Below are 11364 nucleotides of genomic sequence, written 5' to 3'. Positions count from 1 at the left end.
CTCGAAGTGCAGGTGCGGCCCGGTGGCCCAGCCGGTCGCGCCGACTGCGCCGATGCGCATGCCCTGGTCGACGCGCTGGCCCTTGCGTACGTCGATGCGGCTCAGGTGGCCGTAGAGCGTGGTGCGGTCGTTGCTGTGGCGGATCTGGACGACGTTGCAGTAGCCGTTTTGCCAGCCGGCGAAATCGACCACGCCATCACCCACGCTGCGCACCGCGGTGCCGGTCGGGGCGCCGTAGTCCACGCCCAGGTGGGCGCGCCAGGTCTTGAGGATGGGGTGCATGCGCATCGAGAAACCCGAGGTCACGCGCGAGAACTCCATCGGGCTGGCGAGGAACGCGCGGCGCTTGCTTTCGCCGTCGAAGCTGTAGTAGCCGCCCTTGCTGTTGGGTTCCTGGTACCACACGGCCGAGTAGCTGCGGCCGTTGTTGACGAACTCCGAAGCCAGCACGCGGCCGGAGGCCTGGTTCCAGGTGATGGGCTCGCCGTCGGCCGTGAGCGCTTCGTACAGCACCGTGAAGGTGTCGCCGCGGCGCAGCTCGCGGTGGAAGTCGATGTCGGTCGAGAACATCTCGGCCATTTGGGTGGCGATGGGGTCGGGGATGTGCGATTCGTCGGTGGCCGCAAACAGCGAGCTGCGGATGGTGCCGCTGCCCAGGCGCACCTGGCTTTCAAGTGCCGCCACTTCGACCTGCGCCTGCCACATGCCGTCGGAGCGCGTCACGCGCAGTCGCGAGAAGTGCGTGCTGAACTGCTCGGCGTTCTCGGCCGGGTAGCGGGCCACCAGCTCTTCGAGCTGGCCTGATTCGCTGGTGCGCACCTGCACCATCTTGCCGGCACGGCCTTCGAGCAGCTTGCGCGCCGTCTTGTCGGTGCGCAGGAAGGAGGCTGCGCTCACGTCGGCCACGTTCATGCGGGCCAGCAGGCTGTCGACGGTGTCGGCGCTGCGGGTGAGGTCGCTGCGGTAGAGCTCCAGCGTGTGCTCGGCCAGGGCTTCGAGCTGCGACGTGACGTCTTCGGGAGTGACGATTTCCGTCACCAAGCGCCGCGGCAGGTCGGCTGCATCCGGCGCGAGCGGGGCGATGCCGAAGGCCGTCACGCCGAAACCCATCAGGCCGGCCACCAGCAGCGAGGTGAGCGTGCGCGGGTGCCGTCCGGCGAAATGCGTGGCCTGCTCAGAAGCAGAGGCAACGGCGGTCTGAAGCTTGTCCAACGAAATCAATTTGGTGGCGTGGCCGCGAGGCCCGGTCTGCAAGCGCAGCGGGGCGGCGCTCTGGGTTGTCTCTGCCCGTGGGGCGCCCACTAGAATCGTGAGCGCTTGACGGGCCCTGTTTCACGGGGTGTTCCCGGCAGGGTGCGCGGCAGTATAGCCAGCGCTTTTTCCCCAATTTCCGGAATTCCCCGTAGTTCCGCTTGCCCCATGTCACAGTCTGAAATCCAGGCGGGTTCCCCCGAATCTGCGCCCAAGCACCCCATCACCGACAAGGTCCGCGAGGCACTGGCCATCTCGCTGCGAGGCTGCGACGAACTGCTGCCGCAAGCCGACTGGTTGGCAAAACTTGCCAAGTCAGAAGCAACGGGCGTGCCATTGCGGATCAAGCTCGGCCTGGACCCGACGGCGCCTGACATCCACGTCGGCCACACCGTGGTGCTGAACAAGATGCGGCAGCTGCAGGACATCGGCCACCAGGTCATCTTCCTGATCGGCGACTTCACCTCGATGATCGGCGACCCCTCCGGCCGCAACACCACCCGCCCGCCGCTCACGCCCGAGCAGATCAAGGCCAATGCCGAGACCTACTACAAGCAGGCGAGCCTGGTGCTCGACCCCGCCAAGACCGAGATCCGCTACAACAGCGAATGGAGCGACCCGCTGGGCGCGCGCGGCATGATCCAGCTCGCTGCCAAGTACACCGTGGCGCGCATGATGGAGCGCAACGACTTCCATGACCGCTTCAAGGCGGGCACGCCGATCAGCGTGCACGAGTTCCTCTACCCGCTGATGCAGGGCTACGACTCGGTGGCGCTCAAGAGCGACCTCGAGCTCGGCGGCACCGACCAAAAGTTCAACCTGCTGATGGGCCGCACGCTGCAGGCCGAATATGGCCAGGAGCCGCAGTGCATCCTGACCATGCCGCTGCTCGAAGGGCTCGATGGCGTGGAGAAGATGTCCAAGAGCAAGGGCAACTACATCGCCATCACCGAGCCGGCCAACGGCATGTTCGCGAAGATCCTCTCCATCAGCGACGAGCTGATGTGGAAGTACTTCACCCTGCTGAGCTTCAGGCCCGAGTCGGAGATCGCCAAGCTCAAGGTCGAGGTCGAAGGCGGGCGCAACCCGAAGGACGCGAAGGTGATGCTCGCCAAGGAGATCACCACGCGCTTCCACAGTGCCGCGGCGGCCGATGCGGCCGAGGCCGACTTCAACAACCGCGCGCGCGGTGGTGTGCCCGACGACATTCCCGACGTCTCGCTGGGTGGTGCCCCTCTGGGCATCGGCGCCTTGCTGAAGCAGGCGAACCTCGCGCCGTCGTCGAGCGAGGCCATGCGCCTGGTCGAAGGCGGTGGCGTGCGCATCGACGGTGGCGTGGTCAGCGACAAGGGTCTCAAGCTAGCTGCCGGCACCTACGTCGTGCAGGTGGGCAAGCGCAAGTTCGCCCGCGTGACGCTGGGCTGAGCATGCGCCGCCGCGCCGTGTTGTTGCTGGGTGTGGCTGCGCTGGCCGCTCACGCCGCGCCGCCGGCGGCCGAACAGGCGCGCATCGAGCGCTTGATCCAGTACGTTGAGTCGCAGAAGGACATCCGCTTCCTGCGCAACGGCAGCGCCTATTCGAGCAAGGACGCGGCCAAGTTCCTGCGCGGCAAGTTCAACAAGATGGGCGAGCACGTGAGCACGGCGCAGCAGTTCATCGAGCAGATCGCGTCCAGGTCGAGCACCACGGGCGAGGCCTACCTGATCCGTTTCGCGGATGGGCGCGAGGTGCCGGCCGCCCGGTTCCTGGGCGATGAACTGCAGCGGATGGACCGCTGAGTGATCTCGATCAGCCAACGCGTCAGCGAAGCGCGCGTCGAAGTCGCCGGCCAGGTCATCGGTGCCATTCGCCAGGGATTGCTCGTGCTGGTGTGTGCCGAACCTGCCGACACCGAGGCCATCGCCGACAAGCTCGTCGCCAAGCTGCTCAAGCTGCGTGTGTTCTCCGACGAGGACGGCAAGATGAACCGCAGCGTGGTCGACGTGCAGGGCGGGCTCCTCATCGTCAGCCAGTTCACCCTCGCGGCCGACGTCTCCGGCGGCAACCGACCGAGCTTCACCGGCGCGGCGCCCCCCGAGCTGGGCCGCCGGCTCTACGAGCGTGTGCTGGCCACGGCGCGGGCGCAGCACCCGGTGGTGGCCGCCGGCGAGTTCGGTGCCGACATGAAGCTGCACCTCGTCAACGACGGGCCGGTCACCATCCCCTTCACGCTGCGCGCATAAAAAAGGCCGCCCGAAGGCGGCCAGGGGTTCCACTGAGGAGATCGGTGCGGCTCGGTCAGTCGGCTTGCAGCCCGCGCCCTCGCAGAGCTCGGGCCCCTCCTAAGGCGAGACGGTGTGCGTAGTGCACACCGTCACGTCCTTAGTCGGCGTACTGGCCGTTGGCCTTGATGATGGGCGTCCACTTGTTGATTTCGTCGGCGACGAACTTCTTGTGCTCGGCCGGGTTCACGCGTGCATCGGCGGCCACCACGGCGCCCAGGCCTTCTTCGTTCTTGATGAAGGTGCCGTCCTTCAGGGCCAGCTTGAGTGCCGCGTTGATCTTGTCGAGCACCGGCTTGGGCGTGCCCTTCGGTGCATAGAGCGCGTGCCAGATGGTCACGTTGAAGCCCTTGAGGCCGGATTCATCGAGCGTGGGCAGCTTGGCCAGCGCCGGGATGGTGAGGCGCTTGGTCGTGGTCACGGCGAAGGCCGTCACCTTGCCGGCTTCGATCTGGCCGGTGGTGTTGGTGGTCTGGTCGCACATGATGTCGACTTGGCCGCCCAGCAGGTCGTTCATGGCCGGGGCCGTGCCCTTGTAGGGCACCGGCACCATGTCGGTCTTGAGCGTGCTCTGCAGCAGCATGCCGCACATGTGCGAGGCCGAGCCCAGGCCGGCGTTGGCGATGTTGACCTTGCCCTTGTTGGCCAGGATCCAGCTCTGCAGCTCGGGGTAGGTCTTGGCCGCCAGCGTGGGGCGGCTGATCAGCGTCATCGGCACTTCGTTGATGAGGCCCAGGTACTCGAAGTCTTCCAGCGGCTTGAACTGCAGGTTGCGGTACAGCGCCGGCGAGGTGGCCATGCCGATGTGGGTGATGAGCAGCGTGTAGCCGTCGGGCGTGGCGCGCGCCACCTTGGCGGCGCCCAGCGTGCCGCCGGCACCGGCCACGTTGTCGATCACCACGGCCTGGCCGCCCAGGGGCTTGCGCACGGCCTCGGCGAAGTCGCGGCCCACCTTGTCGGTCGGGCCGCCGGCGGCGAACGGGATCACGATGGTGACGGGCTTCTCGGGGTACTCGGCGAAGGCGCTGGTGGCCGCCAGGGGGGCCAGCAGGGCGAGCAGCAGACGCTTCATGGGGGACTTCCTTTCACGGGGGCTCGGAGACTGCGAATCCAGGCATTGTCGGCAGCGCCATTCGCACTGGCATGCCGGAAACTACGTAAGCCCCCGTCCGCGATTACCCCAGGCCGTTGACGCAAATCAATCAATCGAACTTGCGCGTGTCGTCGATCACCTTGCCGTCGTTGGGCAGGCTGCAGGGGGCGCACAACTCGACCTCGCTGCGCAGCTTGGTCACGTCGCGCATGGCTTCGGCCAAACGGGTGGCCAAGGGCTCGGTCGCGCCGGCTGCTTCGACCTTGAGCACCATGCGGTCGTTGGCCATCTCGCCGCTGATGACCAGGCGCGCCTTGCTCACCTCGGGGAATCGGCGCACGACCTCGGCCACCTGGCTCGGGTGCACGAACAGGCCTCTGACCTTGGCCGTCTGGTCAGCGCGCCCCATCCAGCCCTTGATGCGGGTGTTGGTGCGGCCGGTCGGGCAGGTGCCGGGCAGCACCGCCGAGAGGTCGCCGGTGCCGAAGCGGATCAGCGGGTAGTCGGGGTTGAGCGTGGTCACCACCAGTTCGCCGACCTCGCCCTCGGGTACCGGGTCGCCGGTGCCGGGGCGCACGATCTCGACGATCACGCCCTCGTCGAGCACCAGGCCCTGGCGGGCCGAGGTCTCGTAGGCGATGGTGCCCAGGTCGGCCGTGCCGTAGAACTGGTAGGCGGTGATGCCACGCTCGGCCAGCCAGTCGCGCAGGCTGGGCGGGAAGGCCTCGGCGCCCACCGCCGCCTTCTTCAGCGACGGGATTGGGACGCCCATCTCGGCCGCCTTCTCGACGATCAGCTTGAGGAAGCTGGGCGTGCCCATGTAACCCGCGGGGCGGAGGTCGGCGATGGCCTGCACCTGCAGCTCGGTCTGCCCGGTGCCGCCGGGGAACACGGTGCAGCCCAGCGCCTGCGCGCCGGTCTGCATCATCGATCCGGCCGGTGTGAAGTGGTAGCTGAAGCCGTTGTGCGCCAGGTCGCCGGCGCGAAAGCCAGCGGCGAAGAGCGCCCGCGCCACGCGCCAGTAGTCCGATGCCGCGCCTTCGGGTTCGTAGATGCGGCCGGGCGACTGGAACACGCTCCTCGCCTGCCCCCAGCCGATGGCCGAGAAACCGCCGAACACATCACGCGCGCGCTCGGCGTGCTGGCGCTCCATCAGCTCGTGCTTGCGCGTCACCGGCAGGTGGGCCAGTGCGGCGCGGCTGGTCACCTCGCGGGCCGCAACGCCTTGCAGGCTCTGTGCAAAGGCGGTGGCGCGGGCCTGCGCGTGCGCCACCTGCGCCGGCAAGGCCGTCATCAGCGCGCGTTCGCGTTCGGCGGGTGAGCGGGTTTCGAGGGCGTCGTAGTGCTCGTTCATCACTCTGCGTCTTGTTGCCAGCGCGCCAGGCGCTTCTTCACTTCATCGACGAGCTTGCGCACGTCGGCGCTGTTCTTCAGCGTGAACGGCTGCCACTCGGGCGACACGGCCGGCCGCTTGGCGAGCCGTGCATCGATCGAGCCGGTGCTGGCGGCGAGCTCGATGACGCGCTTGCCCCCGATCTCGAAGCCGGTCCCTCGTTCGACGAGCGGCTTGAGGTCACGCAGCTGGCGCTTCAGCGCGACCAGTGCCTCCGCCGGCTTGAATGCCGGCGGGGCGAAGAAGTCGTCATCGCTCATGCCAGCCACCTCTTGCGCCGCTTGTAGCTCTTCACGTCGCGGAAGCTCTTGCGGTCGCCGCCCCCCACGCCCAGGTAGAACTCCTTCACGTCCTCGTTGTCGGCCAGGGCAGAGGCGGCGCCGTCCATCACGATGCGGCCGTTCTCCAGGATGTAGCCGTAGTCCGCATAGCGCAGCGCCATGCCGGTGTTCTGCTCGGCCAGCAGGAAGGTCACGTGCTCGCGGGTATTGAGGTCTTTCACGATCTCGAACACCTCCTGCACGATCTGCGGCGCGAGGCCCATCGAGGGCTCGTCGAGCAGCACCATCTTCGGGTTGGCCATCAGCGCGCGGCCGATGGCGCACATCTGCTGCTCGCCGCCCGAGGTGTAGGCCGCCTGCGAGGTGCGACGTGTCTTCAAACGCGGAAAGTAGCTGTAGACCTTCTCCAGCGTCTGCGCCACCGCGGCCTTGCCGTCGCGCCGCGTGTAGGCGCCGGTGAGCAGGTTCTCCTCGATGGTGAGGTGGGCGAAGCAGTGCCGGCCTTCCATCACCTGGATCACGCCGCGGTTGACCATCTCCGAGGTGGAGAGCGCCTCGATGCGCTCGCCGCGCAGCTCGATGCTGCCCTTGGTGACCGCGCCGCGCTCGCCCGCCAGCAGGTTGCTGACCGCGCGCAAGGTGGTCGTCTTGCCGGCGCCGTTGCCGCCGAGCAAGGCCACGATGCCGCCTTCGGGCACCTGCAGCGAGACGCCCTTCAACACGAGGATCACGTGGTTGTAGATGACCTCGATGCCGTTGACGTTGAGGAGGATGGGCGGACTCATGGTGTTTGTCTCATGCGGACGTGGGCGCGGGGCTTCGATACCTCAGCCTGAGCGGGTGGTGGCGTGCCACGGCCGACGAACACACACCAGCCGTTCGGGCTGAGGTATCGAAGCCGCGTGCCGCCACCCGCAAGCCATCAGCTCTGACAGTCTTCAGGCGTGCGCCGCGTCAGCTTCTTCTCCGCCGCGTACTTGTCCGCCGCCGCTTTCACCATCGGCTTGATGATCTGCTCGTCGGCTTGCAGCCAGCCCGAGCTGAACACCCACTTGCTGCCGTCCCAGGTGTGCACGCGGGCCCAGTTGGCGCCCAGGTGGTCGACGCAGCTGGTGCTGACCGGGCGCATCACGTTGGCGAAGCCGAGCGCGTCGAGCTTCTTCTGGTCGAGCGCCAGGTTCTCCAGGCCCCAGCGCGTCTGCTCGCCGGTCATCACCTTGCCCTTGCCGAAGCGTTCCTGCGCACGCTTGACGCCTTCCACGGCCAGCATGGCCGAGATGGCGCCGCGCATGTAGAGCACGCTGCCCACCTCTTCCTTCGGCCCGGTGCCCTGGCCCTTGCCATGCACCAACGCCAGCACGTCCTTCACGAACTTGGAGTCGGGCTCGGCACCGTGTTGCATGGTCACGGCGTTGTAGCCCTTGGCGCCTTCGCCCACGTCCTTCACGTCGGGCTCGGCGCCGGCCCACCACACGCCGTACATCTTCTCGCGCGGGTAGGCCACGGCCTGGGCTTCCTTGATGGCGGTGGAGTTCATCACGCCCCAGCCCCACAGCATCACGTAGTCGGGGCGGCTCTGGCGCACCTGCAGCCAGGTCGACTTCTGCTCCACGCCCGGCGCCGTCACCGGCAGCAACTGCAGCTCGAAGCCGAGCATGGCGGCGCGCTGCTGCAGCAGCGGAATGGGCTCCTTGCCATACGGGCTGTCGTGGTAGACGAGGGCGATCTTCTTGCCCTTGAGCTTGGCCATGCCGCCTTCCTTGGCGCCGATCTGCTGCACCAGTGCATCGGCCGCCACCCAGTAGGTGCCGATGAGCGGGAAGTTCCACTTGAACACGCCGCCGTCCTGCGATTCGCTGCGGCCGTAGCCGGCCGTGATGAGCGGGATCTTGTCGCCCGGCGCCTTCTCGGTCAGCGCGAAGGTGGCGCCGGTGGACAGCGGCTGCACGACGGTGGCGCCGCCGTTCTTGCCCTTCAGGCGCTCGTAGCACTCGACGCTGCGCGCCGTGTCGTAGCCGGTTTCGCATTCCTCGAAGCTGATCTTGACCTTGTTGATGCCGCCTTGCGCGTTCACGAGCTTGAGGTAATCGACATAGCCGTTGGCCCAGGGCGTGCCGTTGGGCGCGTAGGGGCCGGTGCGATACGAGAGCACCGGGAAGAACTGTTCCTGAGCTTGCGCAGCCAGGCTGGTGGCGGCAACGGCAACGATGAGCGCGAGAGCTTTCAGTTTCATGATGTCTCCTTGGGTAGCGTCGTGAGAATCAGTGAGGGAAGGGCCACAACCGCAGCTTCTCTTTGGCGGTGGACCACAAGCGTGCCAAGCCATGCGGCTCGACGATCAGAAAGAAGACGATGAGGCCGCCGAAGATCATCAGCTCGGCGTGCGACGAGGTGGCGGTCTGCACCTCGACGCCGAACAGCCGGCCGATGGCGGGCAGCAACTGCGCCAGCACGATGGGCAGCACCACGATGAAGAAGGCGCCGAAGAAGCTGCCCATGATCGAGCCCAGCCCGCCAATGATCACCATGAACAAGAGCTGGAACGATCTGTCGATCGAGAAGGCCGCCGGCTCCCATGCGCCCAGGTAGACGAAGCCCCACAGCGCGCCGGCCACGCCGACGATGAAGGAGCTGACCGCAAAGGCGGTGAGCTTGGCGTACACCGGGCGGATGCCGATCACCGCGGCGGCCACGTCCATGTCGCGCATCGCCATCCACTCGCGGCCGATGGCGCCGCGCACCAGGTTCTTCGCGAGCAGGCCGAACACGCACAGGAAGACCAGGCAGAACAGGTACTTCTGCACCGGCGTCTCGATGGGCAGGCCGAACACCTGCAGCCCAGAGACGTTGACCGAGCCCGAGGCCGAGTTGTTGGTGAACCAGGTGATGCGCAGGAAGGCCCAGTCGGTGAAGAACTGCGCCGCGAGGGTGGCCACCGCGAGGTAGAGGCCTTTGATGCGCAGGCTGGGGATGCCGAACAGCACGCCCACCGCGGTGGCACACAGACCGCCCAGCAGCAACGAAAGGATGAGCGGCATGCCCTCGATGCGCACGTTGAAGTTGTAGGCCGCGTAGGCGCCCACCGCCATGAAGGCGCCGGTGCCGAGCGAGATCTGCCCGCAGTAGCCGACCAGGATGTTCAGCCCCAGCGCGGCGAGCGAGAGGATGAGGAAGGGGATCAGGATGGCGCGGAACAGGTACTCATCGGCCGTGAAGGGCACGACGATGAAGGCCACCGCGAGCAGCAGCAGGATGGCCGCGCGGTCCTGCAGGATCGGGAAGATCTGCAGGTCGGCGCGGTAGGACGTCTTGAACTGGCCGTTCTCTCTGTAGAGCATGGTCAGACCCGATCGATGATCTTCTCGCCGAACAAACCCTGCGGGCGAACCAGCAGGAACAAGAGCGCCAGCACATAGGCAAACCAGATCTCGATGCCACCACCCAGGTGCGGCCCGATGTAGACCTCGGACAGCTTCTCGCCCACGCCGATCAGCAGCCCGCCGACGATGGCGCCCGGCACCGAGGTGAGCCCGCCCAGGATCACCACCGGCAGGGCCTTCAGCGCCACCAGCGAGAGCGAGAACTGCACACCCAGCTTGCTGCCCCAGATGATCCCGGCCACCAGGGCGACGAAACCGGCCACCGACCACACGATGACCCAGATGCGCTTGAGCGGGATGCCGATCGACTGCGCGGCCTGGTGGTCGTCGGCCACCGCGCGCAGGGCGCGGCCGGTGGCGGTCTTCTGGAAGAAGAGCGAGAGCACCGCCACCAGCGCGGCGGCGATCAGCGCGGCGTAGAGGTCTTCCTTGCCGATGAGGATGCCGCCTTCGAACATCTGCTCGCCGACGATCACCGGCTCCTTGGGCATGCCCACGTCGATCTTGTAGATGTCGGAGCCGAACAGGCTCTGGCCGAAGCCTTCGAGGAAGTAGGTGATGCCCAGCGTGGCCATCAGCAGCGTGATGCCTTCCTGGTTGACCAGCCGGCGCAGGGCGAGGCGCTCGATGGCCCAGGCCACGCACACCATCACCAGCGTGGCGCCGATGAAGGCCAGGCCGTTGGCGACGAGCTTGCTCTCGAAGCCGAGCAGCTTCGGAATCCACTCCGAGAAGCGCGCCATCGCGAGTGCCGCGAACAGCACCATCGCGCCCTGCGCGAAGTTGAAGACGCCCGAGGCCTTGTAGATCAGCACGAAGCCGAGCGCGATCAAGGCGTAGAGCATGCCGGCCATGAGGCCGCCGAAGAGGGTTTCGAGGAAGAAGCCCATCAGTGTTGCACTCCCAAATACGCGCGGATCACGTCCGGGTTGTTGCGCACATCGTCCGGCGCCCCGTCGCCGATCTTCTTGCCGTAGTCGAGCACCACCACGCGGTCGCTCAAGTCCATCACCACGCTCATGTCGTGTTCGATCAGCACGATGGTGGTGCCGAACTCGTCGTTCACGTCGAGGATGAAGCGGCTCATGTCCTGCTTCTCTTCCACGTTCATGCCGGCCATGGGCTCGTCGAGCAGCAGCACCTGCGGCTCCATCGCGAGCGCGCGGCCCAGGTCCACGCGCTTCTGCAGGCCGTAGGGCATGCGGCCGACCGGCGTCTTGCGGTAGGGCTGGATCTCGAGGAAGTCGATGATGCGTTCGACCACCTCGCGCTGCGCGATCTCTTCGCGCTGCGCAGGCCCGAGGCGGATGGCCTGCAGCAGCAGGTTCGACTTCATCTTCAGGTTGCGCCCGGTCATGATGTTGTCGAGCACGCTCATGCCCTTGAACAGCGCCAGGGTCTGGAACGTGCGCGCGATGCCCATCTCGGCGACCTGGCGCGGGTTCATGTGGCGGAACGTCTTGCCGCGGAAGGCGATCGAGCCCTGCTGCGGCTGGTACACGCCGTTGATGCAGTTGAGCATGCTGCTCTTGCCCGCGCCGTTGGGGCCGATGATGGCGCGCACCTCGTGCTCGCGCACGTCGAAGCTGATGTCCGACAGCGCCTTCACGCCGCCGAAGGCCAGGCCGATGCCGCGCACGTCGAGGATCACGTCGCCGGCGGCGCGCCGCGTGTTCATGCCGCCTGCCTCGCGGGTGGGAACGTC

At 66.9% G+C, this 11364-nt stretch carries 12 protein-coding genes; 3 read left to right on the top strand and 9 right to left on the bottom strand.

Going from position 1 to position 11364, the window contains the following annotated elements; all coding sequences use genetic code 11:
* Window positions 1–1212: M23 family metallopeptidase (locus VFL64_RS17075; protein WP_489541578.1), on the bottom strand; the 1212-nt coding region annotated here is incomplete at its 3' end.
* Window positions 1213–1419: 207 nt separating this feature from the next.
* On the opposite strand from VFL64_RS17075, the gene tyrS reads away from it, so the two are divergent.
* The 3 genes from tyrS to dtd are packed head-to-tail and all read left to right on the top strand — an operon-like array spanning window position 1420 to window position 3473.
* Window positions 1420–2676 (top strand): tyrosine--tRNA ligase, encoded by a 1257-nt coding sequence (gene tyrS / locus VFL64_RS17070; RefSeq protein WP_489541577.1) that lies wholly within the window; start codon window positions 1420–1422, stop codon window positions 2674–2676.
* 2 nt (window positions 2677–2678) lie between these two features.
* Window positions 2679–3029, top strand: a complete 351-nt coding sequence (locus VFL64_RS17065; protein ID WP_489541576.1) for a DUF5329 family protein — start codon at window positions 2679–2681, stop codon at window positions 3027–3029.
* Window positions 3030–3473, top strand: coding sequence for a D-aminoacyl-tRNA deacylase (dtd, locus tag VFL64_RS17060; protein WP_489541575.1), 444 nt, complete (start codon window positions 3030–3032; stop codon window positions 3471–3473).
* A gap of 139 nt (window positions 3474–3612) precedes the next feature.
* On the opposite strand, the gene VFL64_RS17055 is transcribed toward dtd, so the two are convergent.
* From VFL64_RS17055 to VFL64_RS17020, 8 genes are all read right to left on the bottom strand, one after another.
* Window positions 3613–4584 carry a tripartite tricarboxylate transporter substrate-binding protein gene (locus VFL64_RS17055; protein ID WP_489541574.1) on the bottom strand — a complete coding sequence of 324 codons (972 nt, stop codon included), beginning with the start codon at window positions 4582–4584 and terminating at the stop codon, window positions 3613–3615.
* Between the two features lie 130 nt (window positions 4585–4714).
* Complete coding sequence (locus VFL64_RS17050) at window positions 4715–5959, bottom strand: phenylacetate--CoA ligase family protein (protein WP_489541573.1); 1245 nt, start codon at window positions 5957–5959, stop codon at window positions 4715–4717.
* Complete coding sequence (locus tag VFL64_RS17045) at window positions 5959–6258, bottom strand: hypothetical protein (protein WP_489541572.1); 300 nt, start codon at window positions 6256–6258, stop codon at window positions 5959–5961. The genes VFL64_RS17050 and VFL64_RS17045 overlap by 1 nt, the downstream gene beginning before the upstream one ends.
* On the bottom strand, window positions 6255–7064 hold the full coding sequence (locus VFL64_RS17040; protein ID WP_489541571.1) for an ABC transporter ATP-binding protein: 810 nt from the start codon (window positions 7062–7064) through the stop codon (window positions 6255–6257). The genes VFL64_RS17045 and VFL64_RS17040 overlap by 4 nt, the downstream gene beginning before the upstream one ends.
* Window positions 7065–7201: 137 nt before the next feature.
* Window positions 7202–8512: an ABC transporter substrate-binding protein gene (locus tag VFL64_RS17035; RefSeq protein ID WP_489541570.1), complete on the bottom strand. Its 1311-nt coding sequence runs from the start codon at window positions 8510–8512 to the stop codon at window positions 7202–7204.
* A gap of 28 nt (window positions 8513–8540) precedes the next feature.
* On the bottom strand, window positions 8541–9617 hold the full coding sequence (locus tag VFL64_RS17030; RefSeq protein ID WP_489541569.1) for a branched-chain amino acid ABC transporter permease: 1077 nt from the start codon (window positions 9615–9617) through the stop codon (window positions 8541–8543).
* A gap of 2 nt (window positions 9618–9619) precedes the next feature.
* On the bottom strand, window positions 9620–10549 hold the full coding sequence (locus tag VFL64_RS17025) for a branched-chain amino acid ABC transporter permease (protein WP_489541568.1): 930 nt from the start codon (window positions 10547–10549) through the stop codon (window positions 9620–9622).
* Complete coding sequence (locus tag VFL64_RS17020; protein WP_489541579.1) at window positions 10549–11337, bottom strand: ABC transporter ATP-binding protein; 789 nt, start codon at window positions 11335–11337, stop codon at window positions 10549–10551. The genes VFL64_RS17025 and VFL64_RS17020 overlap by 1 nt, the downstream gene beginning before the upstream one ends.
* Window positions 11338–11364: the final 27 nt, after the last annotated feature.

This window comes from Rhizobacter sp. (assembly GCF_035702065.1).
GTDB lineage: Bacteria > Pseudomonadota > Gammaproteobacteria > Burkholderiales > Burkholderiaceae_C > Rhizobacter.
This window is presented reverse-complemented; position numbering and strand designations above follow the sequence as displayed.